The 20,534-nt window shown below is 45.7% G+C and carries 17 protein-coding genes and 2 tRNA genes; 12 read left to right on the top strand and 7 right to left on the bottom strand.

Features of this window, described 5'->3' with window-relative positions; all coding sequences use genetic code 11:
* The first annotated feature begins 50 nt into the window (after nt 1-50).
* The 3 genes from SUN_RS11690 to SUN_RS11680 are packed head-to-tail and all read left to right on the top strand — an operon-like array spanning nt 51 to nt 5,598.
* The gene (locus SUN_RS11690; protein ID WP_012084031.1) at nt 51-1,187 is read left to right on the top strand and encodes an efflux RND transporter periplasmic adaptor subunit; all 1,137 of its coding nucleotides are present in this window, start codon (nt 51-53) and stop codon (nt 1,185-1,187) included.
* Nucleotides 1,187-4,312, top strand: a complete 3,126-nt coding sequence (locus SUN_RS11685) for an efflux RND transporter permease subunit (protein ID WP_012084030.1) — start codon at nt 1,187-1,189, stop codon at nt 4,310-4,312. Before SUN_RS11690 ends, SUN_RS11685 begins: the two co-directional genes overlap by 1 nt.
* Before the next feature lie 2 nt (nt 4,313-4,314).
* A complete protein-coding gene (locus SUN_RS11680) occupies nt 4,315-5,598 on the top strand; it encodes a TolC family protein (protein ID WP_232501364.1) in 1,284 nt (427 codons plus the stop codon).
* 80 nt (nt 5,599-5,678) lie between these two features.
* Here the strand turns inward: SUN_RS11680 and SUN_RS11675 are convergent.
* Nucleotides 5,679-5,753, bottom strand: a tRNA-Glu gene (locus SUN_RS11675).
* A 27-nt stretch (nt 5,754-5,780) separates the two neighbouring features.
* A tRNA-Glu gene (locus tag SUN_RS11670) sits at nt 5,781-5,855 on the bottom strand.
* Nucleotides 5,856-5,942: 87 nt separating this feature from the next.
* Here SUN_RS11670 and SUN_RS11665 point away from each other — a divergent pair.
* The 9 genes from SUN_RS11665 (at nt 5,943) to SUN_RS11625 (ending at nt 14,855) form a co-directional block, all read left to right on the top strand.
* Nucleotides 5,943-6,428 carry a hypothetical protein gene (locus SUN_RS11665; protein ID WP_012084028.1) on the top strand — a complete coding sequence of 162 codons (486 nt, stop codon included), beginning with the start codon at nt 5,943-5,945 and terminating at the stop codon, nt 6,426-6,428.
* Nucleotides 6,425-7,315 carry a deoxyribonuclease IV gene (gene nfo, locus SUN_RS11660; RefSeq protein WP_012084027.1) on the top strand — a complete coding sequence of 297 codons (891 nt, stop codon included), beginning with the start codon at nt 6,425-6,427 and terminating at the stop codon, nt 7,313-7,315. Before SUN_RS11665 ends, nfo begins: the two co-directional genes overlap by 4 nt.
* Nucleotides 7,316-7,403: 88 nt before the next feature.
* Nucleotides 7,404-8,660, top strand: a complete 1,257-nt coding sequence (locus SUN_RS11655; RefSeq protein ID WP_012084026.1) for a lipase family protein — start codon at nt 7,404-7,406, stop codon at nt 8,658-8,660.
* 10 nt (nt 8,661-8,670) lie between these two features.
* Nucleotides 8,671-9,891: an OmpP1/FadL family transporter gene (locus SUN_RS11650; protein ID WP_012084025.1), complete on the top strand. Its 1,221-nt coding sequence runs from the start codon at nt 8,671-8,673 to the stop codon at nt 9,889-9,891.
* Between the two features lies 1 nt (nt 9,892).
* The gene (locus tag SUN_RS11645) at nt 9,893-11,437 is read left to right on the top strand and encodes a fatty acid--CoA ligase (RefSeq protein WP_012084024.1); all 1,545 of its coding nucleotides are present in this window, start codon (nt 9,893-9,895) and stop codon (nt 11,435-11,437) included.
* 3 nt (nt 11,438-11,440) lie between these two features.
* On the top strand, nt 11,441-12,565 hold the full coding sequence (nagA, locus tag SUN_RS11640; protein WP_012084023.1) for an N-acetylglucosamine-6-phosphate deacetylase: 1,125 nt from the start codon (nt 11,441-11,443) through the stop codon (nt 12,563-12,565).
* A 2-nt stretch (nt 12,566-12,567) separates the two neighbouring features.
* On the top strand, nt 12,568-13,038 hold the full coding sequence (locus SUN_RS11635; protein ID WP_012084022.1) for a PTS sugar transporter subunit IIA: 471 nt from the start codon (nt 12,568-12,570) through the stop codon (nt 13,036-13,038).
* 142 nt (nt 13,039-13,180) lie between these two features.
* On the top strand, nt 13,181-13,816 hold the full coding sequence (locus SUN_RS11630) for a response regulator transcription factor (protein ID WP_232501336.1): 636 nt from the start codon (nt 13,181-13,183) through the stop codon (nt 13,814-13,816).
* Entirely contained in the window at nt 13,803-14,855 is a 1,053-nt protein-coding gene (locus tag SUN_RS11625) for a sensor histidine kinase (protein ID WP_012084020.1), read from the top strand. Before SUN_RS11630 ends, SUN_RS11625 begins: the two co-directional genes overlap by 14 nt.
* Before the next feature lie 74 nt (nt 14,856-14,929).
* On the opposite strand, the gene SUN_RS11620 is transcribed toward SUN_RS11625, so the two are convergent.
* From SUN_RS11620 to SUN_RS13195, 5 genes are all read right to left on the bottom strand, one after another.
* Nucleotides 14,930-15,829 carry a hypothetical protein gene (locus tag SUN_RS11620; protein ID WP_041672774.1) on the bottom strand — a complete coding sequence of 300 codons (900 nt, stop codon included), beginning with the start codon at nt 15,827-15,829 and terminating at the stop codon, nt 14,930-14,932.
* Between the two features lie 232 nt (nt 15,830-16,061).
* On the bottom strand, nt 16,062-16,265 hold the full coding sequence (locus tag SUN_RS11615) for a hypothetical protein (protein ID WP_012084018.1): 204 nt from the start codon (nt 16,263-16,265) through the stop codon (nt 16,062-16,064).
* Nucleotides 16,266-16,862: 597 nt separating this feature from the next.
* Nucleotides 16,863-18,245, bottom strand: coding sequence for a PTS transporter subunit EIIC (locus tag SUN_RS11610; protein ID WP_012084017.1), 1,383 nt, complete (start codon nt 18,243-18,245; stop codon nt 16,863-16,865).
* On the bottom strand, nt 18,238-20,064 hold the full coding sequence (locus tag SUN_RS11605) for an HPr family phosphocarrier protein (protein ID WP_012084016.1): 1,827 nt from the start codon (nt 20,062-20,064) through the stop codon (nt 18,238-18,240). The genes SUN_RS11610 and SUN_RS11605 overlap by 8 nt, the downstream gene beginning before the upstream one ends.
* 3 nt (nt 20,065-20,067) lie before the next feature.
* Complete coding sequence (locus SUN_RS13195) at nt 20,068-20,481, bottom strand: DUF1566 domain-containing protein (RefSeq protein WP_012084015.1); 414 nt, start codon at nt 20,479-20,481, stop codon at nt 20,068-20,070.
* Nucleotides 20,482-20,534 lie beyond the last annotated feature (53 nt).

Below are 20,534 nucleotides of genomic sequence, written 5' to 3'. Positions count from 1 at the left end.
GATTGTTATGGTAGAATATGCTTCATTCAACCCCTTGACTAAGGAAATCCATGTTCACTTCACGCAACAGGGCAATAGTACTGTGGAGCATCATTGTGCTGCTGCTTGGCGGATGCAGCAAAGAGAGCGCTACGCAGACACAGGCAATCGATCTGCCTCCGACACCGGTCAAGGTGCATACCCTAAAAAAAGAGAATTATCCCATATGGATACACTTTACCGGGAAGACACAGGCGATCAATGAGGTCGATGTCATCAGCCGTGTTACGGGTGAACTGAAAGCATATCATTTCAAACCGGGACAGCAGGTCAAAAAAAATGACCTTCTTTTCAGTATAGACAAGAGTGAATACCAGGCGGTATGGGACCAGAAAAATGCCGTACTGCAAAAGGACAAAGCCTCTTATGCACTGGCCAAAGCCAATGTGAAACGCTATACTCCGCTGGTCAGGGAACAGCTGGCACCGCGCGAGAAACTCGATGAACTGACCGCTACGCTCAAGCAGCTTGAAGCGACGATAAAGGCAGATAAGGCGGCACTTGAGAGGGCAGAGCTCAACCTGGAATACTGTGATATCCGGGCCAGCATCGACGGGCAGATCGGAAAGCCTCTGATACTGACGGGCAACATCGTCAAAGCCGGTGATGTGCTTACGAAGATCGTCCAGTCGGACAAGCTTTATGTCAACTTCAATCCCAGTGCGCAGGAAGTGGCATTGCTCAAGAAGTATGCACAGACACAAAAACCGAAAGTATTGGTGCACCAGAAAGACAATGCCGCTGTTGCCGAGAAGCTGGAGGGGCAGATAGACTTCATCGACAATATCTCCAATGCCTCGACGGGAACAGTGGCCATGCGCGCCGTGGTCGACAACCGCAAAGGGCTGGTATTCCCGGGCAGCTTCGTGGAGATAGACCTCTTTATAGGCAATTACAAAGTACTTGCCGTCCATCCCGACCAGATCTCCCAGGACCAGCTGGGACGTTTCGTACAGCTGGTGGATGCGAACGACACGATACGCATCAAACATATCAAACCTGTCTTCTCGACCAACGAACTCGTGCTGGTGGGCGACACGCTCAAAGAAGGCGACCGCGTCGTGGTCGGCGTCTTCAGCGGATTGACCGAAGGCAGTAAAGTGGCACCCGAAGAAGTGCCCAATCCCATCAAAAAGACCGTGAAGTAATGTTCTCCGTTTTCTTCATAAAGCGCCCCGTTGTGGCGATGGTCATCTCCATTTTCATCGTCATTGTGGGACTCATTGCTCTGAACATCCTGCCCGTGGCACAGTTCCCTCAGATCGTTCCGCCTACTGTACAGGTGAGCGCGAACTATCCGGGTGGTTCGGCGGAAGTGGTCGAAAAGACCGTCACCGCACCCATAGAAGAGCAGCTCAACGGTACGGAGGGGATGATCTATATGGAGTCCTCCTCTTCATCGGACGGTACGTCCAAGATCAAGGTCTATTTCGATCTTTCCCGAAACCTGGACCTGGCGACCGTCGATGTGCAGAACCGTGTCGCACTGGCGATGCCGACACTGCCTGTGGAAGTGACGCAAAAAGGGGTCAGTACCAAAAAACTCTCCTCTTCGATGCTGCAGATCATTTCCGTACAGTCCTCGAACCCGCAGCATGACGCACTCTACCTTTCCAACTTCGCTTCGCTCAATATCGTCGATGAGCTGAAGCGTATCGACGGGGTCTCGGATGTCGTGAATTTTGGGGAACGCCGCTATGCCATGCGTGTCTGGCTCAATCCGGACAAGCTCTCGGCCCTGGGCGTGACGCTCAAAGAGATCACACAGGCAATCAAGGAGCAGAACCTTCAGGTCTCTCTGGGGACCATTGGCGATACGGCACTCTCCGCACAGACAAAGTACCAGTATACACTGGTGGCGAAGACGCGTCTGAATTCAGCCAAGGAGTTCAAACAGATCATCATACGTGAGAACGAGGACGGTTCGAAGATCTACCTGCGTGACATCGCCAGGGTGGAGCTTGGTTCCGAGAGTTACATCAGTTCGGCGCGTCTCAACGGAAAGCCCAGCGCACAACTCGGTATTTTCCAGCTTCCCGATGCCAATGCCCTTGATGTTGCACAGCGTGTCAAAGCGAAGCTGGCAAGTCTGCAAAAACGCTTTCCCAAAGAGATAAAGCTCGCCGCCACATACGATACGACGAAGTTCGTTGAAGTTTCCATCGATGAAGTGGTCAAGACGCTTTTTGAAGCGCTGCTGCTGGTCCTGCTCGTGGTCTATCTCTTTCTGCAGTCCTTCCGGGCGACCATCATTCCCGCCGTGGCCATCCCTGTTTCGCTCATCGGTACCTTTGCCGTCCTGTTCATCGCCGGTTTCAGCATCAACACGCTGACGCTTTTCGGACTCATCCTCGCCATCGGTATCGTGGTGGATGATGCCATTCTTGTGGTAGAGAATGTAGAGGCCAACCTGGAGAAGCATCCGGGTATCTCTGTCAAAGAGGCGACGGTCACGGCGATGAAAGAGATCTTCGCGCCGATCGTCTCGACTACGCTTGTCCTGCTGGCGGTCTTTGTGCCCGTCACATTCATTCCGGGTATTTCCGGGGCACTCTACCAGCAGTTCGCGATGACCATCTCTTTTTCCGTGCTTATCTCAGCCGTCGTGGCGCTGACACTTTCACCCGCGCTTGCCGCAATGATCCTGCGCCCGCATGAAGGGGAGAAGAATTTTTTCTTTCGGGCGTTCAACAATGCCCTTGAGTCACTGAAAAACGTTTATGAAAAAATACTCAAAGTACTGATACGCGGCTGGGTGGTCGTACTTCTGCTCTATCTGCTGCTTGTGGGAGCCACTTACGCGATGTTCAAAGTCCTGCCTACGGGATTTTTACCCGATGAGGACCAGGGGACGCTGATCGCATCGGTCGCGATGCAGCCGGGTACGGTACTGAAGAATCTCGAGACAACGACGCAGAAAATGGTCAAAATGATCAAAGAGGTCAAAGGGGTCTCTGACGTGGTGAGCATCAACGGCTACAATACCATTACGGGTGTATCCGACTCCTCCAATGCGACATTCTACATCATACTGGACGACTGGAAAGACCGGACCACGAAAGAGACATCTGTCCCGTACCTTATTTCCGAACTGACCAAAATGGTCAACAAGGAGGTATCCGAAGCCAACACCCGCTTCTTCGGTGCCCCCTCCATCCCCGGTATTTCGGCTATCGGTGGGTTCGAGTTCAAGCTGCAGAACCGCAGTGCCATGCCGATGAAACAGTTTGAAAAAGAGGCGCACGCTTTCATACAGAGGCTTAACGCCGACAAGCGGATCAAAATAGCATATACGATGTTCAATGCCGATTACCCGCAGCTCTATGTGGACATCGACCGGGATAAGGTCTTCTCACTCGGGCTCAAACTTAACGATGTCTTTGCCGTACTGCAGACCTACCTGGGCTCCTACTATGTCAACGATTTCAACAAATTCGGCAAGACCTACCGTGTCTTTCTGCAGGCCGATCCCCGCTACAGAACGAATATCCATGACATCACGACCTTTTTTGTCAAGAACAACAAAGGTGAAATGATACCGCTGAGCACCATCGTCAAGATCCAAAACAGGGTGGGCCCCAACGTCATTACCCGCTTCAACGGCTACCAGTCCATCGGTGTCAACGGTGTGCACAATGTCAGAGAAGGGTACAGCTCTTCCGATGCCATTGCGGCCATTGAAGAGCTTGCAGCAGCGTATCTTCCGGCAGGTATTGGGTATGAGTACTCTGGTATCACGCTGCAGGAGAAGGAGGCGGGGAATGCGGCACTGTATATTTTCATGCTCTCTTTGCTGATGGTCTTCCTGTTCCTCTCCGCACAGTATGAGAGCTGGCTGACACCGCTGATGGTCATGCTGCCCATTCCGGTAGTGATGTTCGGTGCGCTCGGGGCCAATATGATGGCCGGACTGCTGAATGATATCTATGCGCAGATCGGATTGGTTTTGCTCATCGGAATGTCGAGCAAGAACGCCATTCTCATCGTCGAATTTGCCAAAGAGCTGCATGCGGCAGGCAAAGATATCGTCAGCAGTGCCATTGAGGCTTCCATTCTCAGGCTGCGGGCCATTCTGATGACCGTATTCGCCTTCCTGCTGGGAATACTGCCGCTGGTCTTCGCTTCGGGTGCGGGCGCGGCATCGCGTCAGTCACTGGGAACGGCGGTCTTTGGCGGTATGCTGATGTCGACCCTGTTGACATTTTTATTGACACCGGTACTCTTCGTGGTCCTGCAGCGAATGAAAGAACGGTTCAGCAAGGAGAAAAAGTGAGTATGCGCTACTGGCTGGCAGCACTGCTGCTTACGGGTATCCTTAAAGCGGGAACAGCTACGCTGTATGTGGATGACCTGGTTAAAATGGCTATCGAACACAGTCCTGACATCGACAGCAGCCGTCTTGATTTCAAGGCAGCACAACAGCGTGCCAAAGGTGCAGAAGGGTTCTATCTGCCGAATGTGAACCTGAGCGGAACGGGCGGCAAGCAGCGTACGAAGTTCACACAGCAGTCGGTGGAAAACATCAACCTGCTCAGCGGTACGCTGGGCGCTTCTCAGCTGCTTTATGATTTCGGAAAGACTTCCGGTCTGGTCGGCAGCAGCCGTGAAGAGGTCCTGGCACTCGAGGCACAGATGCAGCAGACCATTTCGGACAAGATCTATTATGTCAAAAAGATCTATTATGACATTCTCAAGACCAAAAGCATCATTGAAGTGCAGAAAAAGAATGTCTCGCTGCAAAAGCAGCAGCTCAATCGTGCCAGACGCTATCTGGCCTCCGGGATCAAGACCATTATAGACGTGACCGATGCCGAGGTACGCTTGGAGCAGGCGAGGCTGGACCTCAAAAATGCAAGGTACCAGCTCGAGATACAGCGCGCCCAGCTGGAAGCCGAGATAGGTTTTGTCCCCTATAACGGCGACTATGTGCTTTATGCACGCAAGCTCCCTTTGCCGCATCTGAGCAGCAAGCTGCCGCAGGTACGGAGTTCTCTATCCTATTTCGAGCAGTATGCCTATGAACACCGTTATGTGCTGGAAAGTTCGAAGCATTATGTGCAGGGGGCCAAAGCACATGTCAAGAGTCTGGAGGGGGACTACTACCCGACCATTTCTGTTGGCGCCGACTATACCAAACAGCATGCGGATGATGAGGTGACCGCACTGATGCCGACCGACCAGGGGAAGGTCGCAGTGCAGATGAACTGGAACCTCTTTTCCGGCTATCAGACCGATGCGCAGGTGGAAGAGGCAAAGGTAGGGGTCCTCAAGGCAGCCACGCAGGTACAGAGTGTCAAACTGGCGGTCAGAAACCAGGTGACAGAGAGCTATATCGCCATCAGGCGCGCAAAAGAGAACGTAAAGCTCTCTGAGAGTATCGCGCTGGCAAGCCAAAAGAAACTCAGGCAGGCACAAAAACGCTACGAGAACGAACTCTCCGATTTCGTGGAACTGCAGGAAGCACAGCAGGGCTACATCCGTTCGCTTTCCGAGCTGGTGAATTCCTATTATGACTATTTTATCGCTATGGCGCAGCTTGACCATGCAGTAGGACAGTAGAACTGACGATACGTTTCGTCATGATCAATAAGTTTGTATCGGTATAATGGATTTTTGATTTGTGTTTGGGAAAGTTAAGTTGGTGACCCCTAGGAGACTCGAACTCCTGTAACATGGATGAAAACCATGGATCCTAACCGCTAGACGAAGGGGCCAACAAAATAATGTTTACAAGATATAAATGGTGACCCCTAGGAGACTCGAACTCCTGTAACATGGATGAAAACCATGGATCCTAACCGCTAGACGAAGGGGCCATTCACAACTTGTGGACGACATTATATAGATTGACCGCTTAAATCACTCTTAAGCTGTATACAATTTACTAAAAAACAGGAATTTCAATGCAATATCTGAAATATTTTTTGGCAGTTCTGCTCCTATGGGGACTGTGGGGATGCGCAGAACCTACATACACAAAGCAGAACAGCGCCTATATCGTACTAAAAACACCCGCGTTCAAATATGCAGACATGGGATTTATCTATGAGAACAGCGATGAGCTCAAAGCGGAGATATACGGCAGCGGCCAGGCTCTGATGACTCTGAATATATCCAAAGATTCCGTCTGCATGAGCCGACTGCAGTGTATGCCCAAAAGTACCTTCAATACACAGGTACTTAGCAGTGACTATCCGGCTGACACAATAGAAAATATCTTCAGGGGCAAAGCGGTATTTAACGGTGCGAATATGAGCACAAAAAGTAACGGCTTTACACAAAAGATCAAAAATCCCGGCAAATATAACATAGAATACAGCGTTTTAAATAATGAAATTGTCTTCCGTGATACAATAAATGAAATTCTCATCAAGGTGATCAAACAATGAAGTTCGTAGGAGCGCATGTCAGTGCAAGCGGAGGAGTGGACAATGCGCCGCTCAATGCCATGGCCATCGGCGCCAAAGCTTTTGCCGTATTTGCAAAGAACCAGAGACAGTGGGTTGCTAAACCCCTGGAAGAGAAGACCATAGAAGCTTTCAAGAAAAATCTGGAGACCGCAGGCATTTTGCCCAAACACGTACTGCCGCATGACTCCTACCTGATCAATCTCGGACATCCCGAAGAGGAAAAGCTGGAAAAATCAAGGGCTGCATTCATCGATGAACTTGAACGCTGCAATCAGCTTGGACTGGACAAGCTCAATTTCCATCCGGGTTCACACCTTGTGAAGATCCCCAAGAAAGATCCGGAGTATCATGAAAAACTGATGGAAGCCGAACTGCACTGCCTTGACGTTATCGCCGAGTCGATGAACCTTGCCATCGAAGCGACCAAAGGTTCCGATGTGAAACTTGTCATTGAGAACACGGCAGGACAGGGAACCAACCTCGGGTATAAGTTCGAACATCTCGCACACCTCATAGAGAAAGTGGAAGACAAAAGCAGGGTAGGCGTCTGTCTCGACACCTGCCACACCTTTACCGCAGGCTACGACCTGCGTACCAGGGAAGCGTATGACGAAACGATGGATGCCTTCGAGCGTATCGTCGGGTTTGAGTATCTGATGGGAATGCATATCAACGATTCCAAACCAAAACTGGGCTCCAGGGTGGACAGACATGCCTCTCTGGGACAGGGAGAGATAGGCTGGGATGCTTTCTGTTTCATCATGAACGATCCGCGTATGGATGACATACCGCTCATCCTGGAAACTATCGATGAATCGCTCTGGCCCGAGGAGATCAAAGCGCTGTACGCTTTGGTGAAAAAGTAATAACGTCATCCTGGACTTGATTCAGGATCACAAGGGATCTTGAATCAAGTTCAGCATAGGATGGACATAAAAAGAAGGAGAGAAAAGAATGAAAAGTCAAATTTCAAAAGTGTTACTAGCTCTGTCGCTATTTTGGTTTGTAGGATGCGGAAGCGATCTGCACCAACCTGACAATGCGGTGGTTCAAGGCGGTGAGGTTGTTGTAGATCTGGACGGAAACAGTATCAAAACAAGTCTTATTGAAGCAGGAATGCCAGGTATAGATGAGTCGACTACAGTATATGGATATAAAGCTTATAAAATCCCCTATACGACTACAGATGAACATGGGGACAGCGTGAAAGTTTCCGGACTGTTGGTCATTCCTACAGAGGTACCTGAGGCAATGAAACAAGCAGGTTTTTCTGTGGTCAGTGATGATCATGATACCATCATGGCAAATGCGGATGCACCAACAGTTGTAGCTTCTACAACAAGTGCACCAGCAGGAGCTTCGGTGATTCTTACATCATTGTATGCTTTTGTAACGCTGCAACCGGATTACATAGGCTTTGGGGATTCGGTTGATCATTACCATCCTTTTCTTATGAAAAAGTCAGCGGCAAATGCAACTGTTGATTTTATTAAGGCTGCCAAAGCATTTGCACAGGCTAATGACATTCCACTGAACGGGCAACTTTTCATTACAGGATACAGCGAGGGTGGATATGATGCACTTGCAACACTCGAAAAGATTGAACAGGACGGTGAGCTTCAGGTAACACTTGCTGCACCGATGGCAGGACCCTATGATATGAATCAAACAGCGATGGGTCAATTAAGTCAAGATGTATTGCCTATTCCCTCATATGTTGCATACGTAGCCTATGCTTATACACTCTCTTACAATCAAGACTTGTCATCAGTTTTTAACGAACCCTATGATTCTGAAGTTAAAACTTTGTTTGACGGATCACAGGCGCGCCCTGAGATAGATCCACAGTTACCAAATGCAACTGATGGATTGATCAATTCGGATTTCAGATATGATTTTCTTATAAACCCTGACAATTGGTTAAGAAAAGCAACACTTGAGAACAATGTAAATGACTGGGGACCACAAACACCTGTAAGACTGGTTCACTGTCTGGGTGACAATGTGGTGCCATTCCCTATGGCAAAACTTGCAGAAGCAACAATGAATGCCTATGGTGCGGCAGATGTAAGTATTGTACCGGTTGAAATTGCCGTTACGAAAGATCCGACAACAGCACTGAGATATAATCATTTCGAATGTGGACCGGTAGCGTATGGTGTAGCAGCACATATGTTTGCAGAAGCAAGACATACAACAATAGGATATTAGGAGAATGAAAATGAAAAAAATAATAGCATTAAGTGTAATTACAAGCGGACTTTTGATGGCAGCCGGATATAAAATTCCCGAGCAGTCACTCAATTCTATGGCACTCGGAGCTGCCTATGTAGCCCATACTTCAGGTGCGGATACGAACTATTACAACCCCGCAGCTATGAGTTTCATGGCAGACAAGCAGTATGTGGAGGGTGGTATAACCCTTGCCAATCTTCCTTCGAATGTATATACGCTGATGCCACCATACAGCGGCGAATCGGAAGAAGAGAATATCTGGATCCCCAATGCCCATTATGTGGCTAATGCTATAGGAGATTTCAGATGGGGTGTGAGTCTTACTGCACCAGGAGGACTTACCAAACGCTGGAACACGCCTTATCAAAAGTTGTATGCCGAAGAGTTTACGCTTAAGATCATAGAACTGAACCCTTCTGTTTCCTACAAGGTGACTGATGATTTCAGTATCGGTGGAGGTGTCCGCCTCGTCTATAGTGAAGGAGTGGTTGACAGTGATGGTGCGGCTGCAGGTGCTCCCATTAAACGGGAAATGGAAGGTGATACCGTAGAATTCGGGTATAACCTTGCACTGCTATACAAACCGACAAGTGACATTAACCTTGCTGTTACCTACCGGTCCAATATCGACCTGAAAGAAGAAGGCCAGGCAAATCTCTATTTCGGTGGGGTAGGCAAACAGTATGACGCAGATGTTACCGTGCCGCTTCCTGCTGCACTGAATATCGCCGTTTCAAAAACATGGAACAATACTTTTACGCTTGAGGCAGTATATGAGAGAACCTATTGGTCCAAATATAAGACATTGGATTTTAATTATGGCAGTATTATCGCAAACCCTATATTGGATGGGGCTTTCAATACACCGATTGACAAGGACTGGGAAGACACCAATACATTCAGAATAGGTGCTACCATCGCATTGGATAAAATTACACTTATGATGGGCTTTGCGGTTGATGAAACACCGGTACCTGACAAAACAATAGGCTTTGAATTGCCGGACTCTGATGCAAAGATCTTTTCAATGGGATTCCGCTATCAGCAGACAGATGCTCTTTCGTGGGGTGCTGCATTCCTGTATGACGGTAAAGATGCACGTTCTTTGACTCCAGGAGTTGCAGAGAACCGGGTATTATCCAATGGTGGCGGATTTACAGGTGGAGGAGCATATCTGACAACACTGGGCGTAGCCTACGAGTTCTAAGATGGACTACGCATACAGTAATTTCTATGAATTCCTCTCGGCCCAGGTACAAAAGCGTAAACGAAAAGTCGCGCTTTTTGACGGTGATGAGAAGATCACCTATGGGGAAGTGCTGGAGAACGTAGACAAACTTGCCGCCTTTTTTGCCGACAAAGGTATTGAGGAGGGGGACAAGGTTGCACTTTTTCTGCGCAACTCGCCGGAATTCATCTATACTGTATTTGCCATTTCCAAAATAGGTGCCATCGTAGTACCTGTCAACACCTTCCTCAAGGAGGATGAACTCAGCTATATCCTCAAGGACAGTGAGAGTACGGTGCTTGTGGCGTCTACGGTGCATGAGAGTGTTGTCAACAGGTCCAACGGACCGGTACAGTGCCGGTTTATTCTCTGGGAAGGCGAAAGCCCCAGAAAAGATGAGAGAAATTTCACTTTTTCGGAAGCGCTGTCCACAACAGATAGCACAAGGCATATCGCCAGAAAGTTGGACGATACGGCTGTCCTTATCTACACTTCCGGTACGACAGGCAAGCCCAAAGGGGCGATGCTCAGCAACAAAAATCTCCTGTCAAATATTGAGTTTGCCAGAAAACTTATCAAGGTGACACCCAAAGATAGGATAATCGTCTTTTTACCGATGTTCCATGCCTTTACCTTTACGGTCGGTGTGATCCTTCCCCTGTATGCAGGAGGAAGTATTGTGATCATCAAATCGCTTCAACCGTTTAGTAACATTTTCAAGCAAACATTGACAAAACGGGTAACACTTTTTTTCGGAATTCCTTCCGTATATAATGCACTTGCCAAAGCGAAACTTCCCTGGTACTTCATCTGGTTCAATAATATCCGGGCATTCATCTCCGGAGCGGCCCCTTTGCAGCCCAAAACGCTCAATGCCATGGCAAAAAAGTTCAAACGTGCCAAGCTGCTCGAAGGGTACGGGCTGAGCGAAGCGAGTCCTGTCGTCTGTGTCAACACTTTTGAGAAACAGAAGGCAGGTTCTGTAGGTACAGCAGCCCATGACTACGAGATCAAGATCGTAGATGAAGATATGAATGAACTTCCTACTGGGGAGATAGGCGATATCATCGTCAGGGGAGACCATGTCATGCAGGGCTATCTAAACCGCCCCGAAGCGACAAGGGAGACTATTGTCAACGGCTGGCTGTTGACAGGCGATATGGGTTATCTCGATGATGAGGGGTTCCTTTTCCTCGTGGACAGGAAAAAAGACCTTATCATATCTAAAGGTATCAATATCTACCCAAGAGAGATCGAAGAGGTCATAGACGCTTTTGAAGGTGTCGCAGCTTCAGCTGTTATCGGTGTGAGAGACGAAAAAAGCGGTGAGATACCGGTAGCCTATCTTGAGCTTGAAGAAGATGTCGAGTCTTGTGATGAGGCTTCTTTGAAAAAGCATATGCGGGAAAATCTGGCAAACTTTAAACTTCCCAAGCAGATCCATGTGATCGATGAACTGCCCAAGAATGCAACGGGTAAAGTACTGAAACGTGTTTTGAAGGACAAGCTCAGAGATGAGATGTAATCAATGAAAACCATTATCAATGCAAAACTCATTGTAGATGATCGGATCGTGGAGGGAAAACAGTTGCTCTTTGACGATAAGATCATATCTCTCTCCGATGAGACCCCGGCAGAATGTGTCGAGATCATCGATGCTGGGGGAGCGTATGTCAGCCCCGGTTTTATTGACATTCACATACACGGCTCAGGCGGTGCGGATGTGATGGACTCCACACCTGAAGCGCTGCAGACCATTTCTTCGATCCTGCTTCGTACAGGTACCACATCTTTCCTGGCGACTACGATGACCATGTCCGAGAAAGCTATTGACAAGGCTTTACGAAATGTTAAAGAGCATGCTGAAACAATGGAGGGAGCGAAGATACTTGGAATACATCTTGAAGGGCCTTTTCTCAACCCTGAAAAACATGGTGCACAGGACAGACAGTATATCCGTGAACCCAGCATTGAACTCATTGAGCCCTATCTGGATCAGATCAGGATGATCACTATTGCCCCGGAGATGCCGGAAGCGGAATCATTCATCAAGTATCTCTCGAAACACTACCCTCATATAGTATTGAGTATCGGACACAGTGAAGCCACTTTTGAGCAGAGCAAAGAGAGTTTTGACTGGGGGATCTCCCATGCCACGCATCTGTTTAATGCGATGAACCCTTACCACCATAGAAAGCCGGGCATCGTGGGTGCCGTGTTCGACTCGGATATCAGCTGCGATATCATTGCAGACCTGGTGCATACCCACCCTTCTGTACTAAAACTTGTACACCGGGTCAAAGGTGAGCGGCTGATACTGATTACTGATGCCATGCGTGCAGGTTGTATGAAAAACGGTATTTACGACCTTGGCGGGAGAAGGGTAACAGTGGAAGAGGGAAAGGCCACGTTGGATGACGGTACGCTTGCGGGTTCGGTTCTGAAGATGAATGATGCCTTAAAACATATGACTGAGGCAGCAGGGATGACACTGATCGAAGCGGTCAATGCCGTAACAAAGGTCCCGGGAGAGAAACTTGGTCTGAAAAAAGGCGAACTCAAAAGCGGTTATGATGCAGATATGGTCATCTTTGATGAAGATTTCAGTATCATAACAACAATCGTAAACGGTGAAGTGAAATATAAAGGATAAGTATGTTCGGTTTTTTTAAACGCAAAAGAAGAGATGTGTTTTCCCCTGTAGATGGACAGCTGTTGACGCTGGAAAGTGTTGATGATGAAGTGTTTTCACAGAGGATGGCAGGAGATGGTCTTGCCATTCTCCCTGTCGGAGAAGTCTTTACCGCACCCATTGACGGAGTGGTCACAAAAATATTTTCAACCAACCATGCCTATTCTGTCAAGAGTGATCAGGACCTGGAAGTGATGGTGCATATAGGTTTGGAGACGGTAGCCCTCAAGGGAGAAGGCTTTGAACGCCTGGCACAGGAGGGAGATGAGGTCAAAGCGGGAGACCCCATTATTAAAGCAGATCTCAATTACATCAAAGCGCATGCCAAAGATATCGTAACTCCTATTCTGATCACAGATGAGAGCAAGTATGAGGCTATTGACAAAAATACCAATGTGGTCATCACCGGTGATGCCATTATGGAAGTGATATAATGCCGCAAAATAATAATGAGGTTATCAGCTATATTGTTTATGCCGTAATTCTTGTCGTTTTTTTTATTGTATTGAAAAGCCCGAAGAAAAAGAAATAGTAGTGAACTAATATTATGTTAATACTTGTTGTATATACTTAATAATGATGAAAATATTATTATTGGAAGATGACAAAATACTGTGTGCCTCATTAAAAGATTTTTTGGAGCTTGAAGGATACAGTGTTGATACCGCCCATAGGGGGCCGGAGGTATTTGATCTAACATTTGAAAAAAACTATGATTTGTATATTTTGGATGTCAATGTACCCGATATTGATGGGTTTGATGTACTTTCCTCTTTAAAAGAAGCAGGTGATGAAACCCCTGCGATCTATATTACCGCTTTGACCGATATTAATTCAATTTCAAAAGGATTTGAGATTGGAGCGGAAGACTATATTAAAAAACCTTTTGATCCTGAAGAACTTATTGTACGTATCAAAAGTAAATACAATCAAAAAGATATGGCAATACATTATGATGAGATATCCTATGATCTCGCCAGTAAAACGGTAAAAAAAGCTTCTGAACTCATTAGTCTCGGTGAGGTGCAGCTCAATATCTTTCATGCTTTGATCACCCAACAGGATAAAGTAGTCGACAGTTTTATACTGATGGATTTTTTGGAACAGCCCAATGCAAATGCATTGAGGGTGAATATCGCCAAACTGAAAAACAAGCTGGATATAAATATACGCAATATCAGAGGCCAAGGGTATATGATTGAAAGCATATGAGCTAGAATCATTTCTCAAAAGTTTTTTTATTTTTTTCATTCTTTTGGAAGTATTGCTTGTCATTAATTTTTGGCATGAGTTTCAGGATAAAAAAACAGAATTAAAAGAAAAAATACAAATCGAAATGAAGCTTTGTGCCTACAAGGTTCAATGTGATGGTTTGCAAACGGATTTCGTGGAGAAAGAAAAGGACAAAGAGGAAAATATACTTTATAACAAATATGGGGACTTTTACAGCTATTTCAAAATACCGACAGTAGAAAAATATCTCATGCAGGTTATTTATCCGAAGAAGCAATATCTATCACGTATTGCAAAAGTTAAATACAATATTTATAACAAATTTTTTCTTTATTCACTTTTTGTACTTTTTGTCTCTTTTTTATTTTCATTATATGCACTTATGCCTCTTCGCAAAGCACTGCGTATGAATGAAGAGTTTGTGAAAGATATCCTGCATGACTTCAATACACCTATTAGCTCCATGCGTATTAATTTTAAACTGTTTAAAAAAGAGATAGGGGAAAATCGTAAAATTGAACGACTTGAAAACAATATAGAAACCATTTTGTCCCTACAGAATAATTTACAAATATTTCTGAAGGGAATTCCGGTGCAGACAGAAATATTTAATTTGAAAGAACTGCTGGAAAAACGCATAAAGTATTTTAAAATTCTCTATCCCGACATTGTGTATCAACTTTCTCTGGAAAAAACACTGCTTCAGACCAATAGAGATGCCATGACCCGTATCCTTGATAATTTACTGAGCAATGCCGGCAAATATAACAAGCGTGATGGGAGAGTATTTGTTTATGTAGAGAATACAATGCTCCATATTGAAGATACAGGAAAAGGAATTAAAAATCCTTATAAAATTTTTGAAAGATATTATAAAGAACAGGACAGAGGCATCGGTATCGGTTTACATATCGTAAAAAAACTTTGTAATGAACTGAATATATCCATAAAAGTAAAAAGTGAAGAAGGGCAGGGAACCATAATTATATTGGATTTAGATAAATTGATAAGAGAATAGGTCAAAGAAAATCATCTACAGATCAGGAAAGAATTTCATCTAAGACTTTACGGAATATTTGGCATACAGCCCTTTTATTCGTTTTGCTGTATCTCTTTGATGCGCTGCATAATCTTTTGTTTGTATATGGGACTTTTGTCTTTTTTGTATGTAGTAATCAGCTCTTCGAGTGATCCGTTTTCCAAAAGGTTTTTTTCTTCCAGTCTCTGGTTCCTGATTTTTAAATTGTTGTATTGCGTAGTACTGAATGTACTTCTTGCCTCTGAAGAAGAGAGAAAATTGTTCAATTCATAATAGGAGGCATTTTTTAAATAATAAGTATAGAGCTGTTCTGTATTGTTTTCTTCGATATCAGTTGTTATTTTGGCTTCTACCTCTTTTTTCTGGGATATCTCTTCTTTTTCTGGGATAGGTTCATTTAAACGCAGTTTCGATGCAATGATCTCCACTTGTTCTGATTGCTCCCATGTAGTAGCTTGCGCTTTATATTTCGTATAATAAGAATCTATCAGGACCTTGGGTAGTCTTGTTTGGATATGTTTGATTCCTTTTGCATTGTAGGTTCTTATGGCTTTTTTGTATAAACTTTGTAAATGTTGATAATCTTTTACTTCAACCAAAATAGTTTTGACTTTTTTATAACGCCGTAAAGCAATGTGGGTCGTGTACCCTACACTATGGGGGGAAATTACCCTGTATCCTTTACGTTTGAGTATTTTCAGCATGTGACGGTACCCATGTTTGCGATCAGAATTGATTTTGATAACAAGGTTGGGATGGGAAAAACTGTACAGTACATATTTGTATGTCGGATGCAGAAGGATCGCCAGGTCTTTTGTGTGTTTATTGTAAAAAAAGAGATATTTTTTACTCTTTTGGATTGTATGCAGGTCTGTTCTTTGAAAATAGGCTCTGTAGTGTTTGACATAAGGTGTAGACTTGACAACATGAACTTTGTCCAACTCGCCCCACATAGTAAGGCTGTTTATAGAACATCCGCTCAATAAAAATAAAAATAGAAATATCAAGATCTTCCACATAGGATACAATACTCTCTTTCTTTTTGTTGCCTTTTTGATTGCTTTAATTATACAATAAAAATATAAATATGATTAAAATACATTATAATTAAGAGTATACTGGATACTTCCGGCAAACGCCGGAAGAAGAAGGAGTTTATGAAGTTATGGCATTATATTTTGAATATTAATGTTTTTCAGTAGTTTTTTCGTCTACTGTTTTCTCTGCTTGCTCTGTGGCAGCAGTATCTGTATCGTGTTGGGCAGATACACTTTCTGTTACCTGCTTGGTTGCATCGGCATTTGCTGCTTCTGTGCTTGTCGTCTCGTTTGCCTGTACAAAGAGACTGGTCATCGCTATGGCAGCGATTATCATGAGGAGTTTTTTCATGAGCTATCCTTTTGGTAAATTACACCGGATAATTGCTATCCGGATGAACGAAGTATAGAAAAAGAAAATTACCTCTTTATTACCTCTCCTGTGTTAAATTGATGTAATGTAGATCCAAGAGATGATGTAATGATAATATAAGGATATTTTGATTGGAATGAAAGTTATGAACTGTGAAATAAAACTTACCTTCGGCAGAAAGCCGAAGATGCTAAAAACAAAAAAGTTAGGCTAAGTAAAAAAAGGGATATATGTACTTGATGTCTCCTTTTGAAAAACTGTATCAACTATGTGATACAGTAAAATTATATGTGAATACTATTACTTTAGTATTACCTCAGTAAGATTCTTATGAACATTTTATTTATGCCAGGAATGTCCGGATGATAATGTCCATATGATTACAGAAAATAGAATACTGAAAGGGAGTGTCAGTATCGCTATAAGTGCGATACTTGTCATAAGGTTTTGCATAGTTTATCCTTTATAATAATTTGTCAGAAAATTCACTCTCTGAACTTGTGAATTATAAAAGAATACAATTACTTTATTATTACCCTATATATAGGCAGAGGGAAAGTTTGGCATATTTTATGGCTACAGTGATTCCCTTATCTCCTCAGCTATTTTCTCTGCTTTTGTCCCCAGAACGATCTGTATGGATTTTTTGTCCGGACGGATCACTCCTTTAGCTCCTAGTACTGTAAAATCTTCATCTTTGAGATCGGAACTGTCATTCACACTCATGCGCAGACGTGTGATGCAGGCGTCCGTATTCAGGATATTCTCTTTCCCTCCCAGGGCGGAAATGAATGCTTCCGCTTCCGTTGAGGTACTACTTCCCTCTGTTTCACCACTTTCAGAGAGTTCAGTTTCGAGTATCTTTAGTTTCATAGTCCTGATCAGATAGTAGCTTGCAGTAAAGTAAATGATGGCAAAGACCGTACCCAAAGGCAGGATCATCCATACGTTTTTACCCAGTTTGTAATTAATTATATAGTCGATGAAGCCTGCCGAAAAACCGAAGCCGGCATGAATGTTCAGAAGCTGTGCCGTTGCCAGTGCCAGGCCGGTGAGTATGGCATGCAGGAGGAAAAGTGGCGGTGCGACAAAGAGGAAAAGAAATTCCAGGGGTTCGGTGATACCGGTAAGAAATGAGGTGAATGCTACACCGGCAAGAATAGCAGCGGCTTTGGCACGGTACGTTTTAGGTGTGTTGAGGTAGATCGCATAGGCCAGGGCTGGCAGGCCGAACATCATGACCACATAGAAGCCTGACATATAGACCCCGGCAGACGGATCTCCCGCAAAGAAGCGGTGTAGGTCACCGTTGGCAACCACTTCCACGCCATCCTTCATGTAAGTGAAGTCCCCAAGCTGAAACCAGAAGACGGAGTTGAGGATGTGGTGCAGTCCCAGAGGGATGAGCAGACGGTTCAGTACTCCGTAAAGGAATGTACCGAATTCCTGAAGTCCTATGATCATGTTCGAAAAAGCATCGATGGCATTTTGTACATAGGGCCAGAAGTATCCAGCCAGCACTCCCACCGCTATCGCAGCAATGGATGTAATGATGGGAACGAAACGTTTTCCTCCGAAAAAGCCGAGGAATTCAGGTAGCTTGATGTCGTGGTATCGGTTGTAAAGCACCCCTGCGATCACACCGATGATGATGCCCACGAAGACACCCATGTTGACATTACTGTCAATACTGCTGTAAACCGCTTTGGCGATGAGTACACCGATGGCACCCGAGAGTGCGGCGGCGCCGTCGTTGTTCTTTGCCAAGCCGTAGGCGATACCGATACCGAATAGCAGATCGAGGTTGGCAAAGACCGTCTCTCCGGCACTCTTCATGACAAGGGCTGCCTGCCCGTCAAAAATATCGCCAAATCCCAGGCGAAGCAGCAGTGCCGCAACAGGCAGTACCGCGATAGGGGTCATTAGCGCCTTACCGATCTTTTGCAAAAGACTAAACATGTCTGATCTCCTCCTTGGTCGCTGCAATGCTTTTTGGTGATACGCTCAGTGTCTCGATGCCGATCTTCAGCAGCTTTCCGATGGCTTCGGGCTCGGCGGCAAGCTCTCCGCAGATACTGACCGGCTTGTCCGCCTGCTTGACAACGGTCCTGATAGCATCATAGACAACGGGAGAGTGTTCGTCCACCTTGAGCGAGGGATGGGTTCTCTCCATGGCGAAGAGATACTGGGTCAGGTCATTGCTCCCGATGGAATAAAAATCTACGACTTTGTTGAATTCTTTGATCAGGAAGAGTACGGAAGGGACTTCGACCATGATGCCAAAGTGTATGGCAGAAACATCAATATTATGCTTCTTTGCTGTCTGCAGAGCAAATTCTTTTGCTTCCATAAACTCTTCGACGGTGCTGACCATGGGAAACATCACTTTGAGTGGGCGCCCGTTGGCGGCAAGGAAGATCGCATGGAGCTGTTCTTCCATCAGCTGCGGATGCGTCTTGTAAAGCCGGATCCCCCTGATGCCAAGAAAAGGGTTCTCTTCGTGGGGAAGGCTAAGGTAGGGCAGTTTTTTGTCCCCTCCCACATCGAGGGTACGTACCGTGATCTCGTCAAAGAGTTCAAATATCTCCCTGTAGGCATCGGCCTGTTCTTCGAGTGTAGGCTGCTTCTCTTTGAAGAGAAACTCGGTACGCAGCAGACCGATTCCTTCGGCGCCTTCTTCTTTTGCAATTTTTGCAGAAACGGCGTCTATCACATTGGCAAAGACTCTGATCTGTTTCTGGGTACGTGTTAATGCCTTTTCAAAACGTTTCTGTGAAGCAATATCTTTCTGTGCCTGATCATCCTTTTGACGTTCTTTCGCTTTCTGAATATCTTTGGTTGTCGGCTCCATGACGATGAGCCCGCTGTTGGCATCCATGATGATCCCGCTTCCCTCTTTAAGAGGACTGTAATCGGCAATGAGGGAGGGAATACCGCTTCCCCGAAGCAGAATAGCCGTATGGGAGGTCAGTGTCGTCTCCTTGAGCACCACCCCTTCAGCGTTACTCTCTTTGAGCCGCTCTATCTGGCTGGGGAGAAGTTCTTCAGCCAAAAGAATAGAGGGAGTTTCAGGCAGGATCATTTCTGTCTCTATGCCCATCTGTTTCCGCATGCGCTGCAGGATATCTTTGTAGTCGGTGATCTTTGCTGCCATTTTGCTCCCGACCAGACGGGCGGACTCCTCTTCGATGGTCAGTTCGAACTCTTCGAGGGAATCGACATCTTTCGCAATGGCGCTTAAAAGTTCTTTTTGCGCAAGATAGATGGCGGCATCTTCATTTGCTTTATGTGTTTCAAAAAGTGTTTCGAGCTCTTCAAGGCTTTTTGCAAGGGCTTCAGAAAAGTTTAGATCACACTCTTTTTTGACCGTCTCCTCCTTGTACCTGAAGGCAGGCGCGATGACTACACCTCTTGAAATGATCTCTGCATCTATGACAGGGCTTTCATACGCGGTCTCTTCTTTTTTTATACTTTCATTCTCTCTGTCATCTTCCATCAAGATATGAAAGAATGCTTCGAGCTGTTCGATGGCTTCTTTGGCATCTTTTCCCTTGCAGGTCAATTCAAAATGGTCACCCTGTTCAAGGTTGAGCGAAAGAAGGGCATTGACCTGTTTTGCATTGACACTTTTTCCCCGTGTTTCAGCTTCGATAGAAGCATTGAATTTTTTGGCTTCTGCCGCAAAACGTGCTGCAGGACGGAGATGAAATCCGTTTTGGGAGGTAATGTGCAGTATACTGCTCTGACTTTTGGGAAAAAACCTGTCAAAAAGGGACATAGCTTACTTAATATCCCTTACACAGCGTACATAGCGGTCATAATACTCAGAAGCTTTGGAGCTGGCACCGCGTTTGAAGTTCACGCCCCAGAAGGCATCGTCCTCGTCTGCCACACGGGTACTCGTCCAGTAAAAGGATTCATCTTCAATATAGGAGAATGCTTTGGGAATGGCCGGAGAAACACGGTTATAATCTACGATCGTAAGCAGTTCGTGTATCGTTGGAAGTCGCCAGTCACTGTATCCCCCCAGTTGGAGTTCGCTGCAATACTCCTTTGCGCGGGGCTGTGTGATCTTGGTTTCTCTGACATGCGGGGTGTCTTCCCACATCAGGTTGGTCTTCGGGTCTTTGATCATCGTTATCTCTGCCGAGGCAAAGGCTGAGAGCGCCAAAAGGGTCATTAGAATTCTTGACATGGTTCTTCCTTTGAAAACTTGATTAGTAAGAGTATATCAAAGATTTGTTATAC

The organism is Sulfurovum sp. NBC37-1 (genome assembly GCF_000010345.1).
Classification (GTDB): Bacteria; Campylobacterota; Campylobacteria; order Campylobacterales; family Sulfurovaceae; genus Sulfurovum.
Note: the sequence above shows the minus strand (reverse complement) of the source record. Positions and strands in the feature narration are given on the sequence as shown.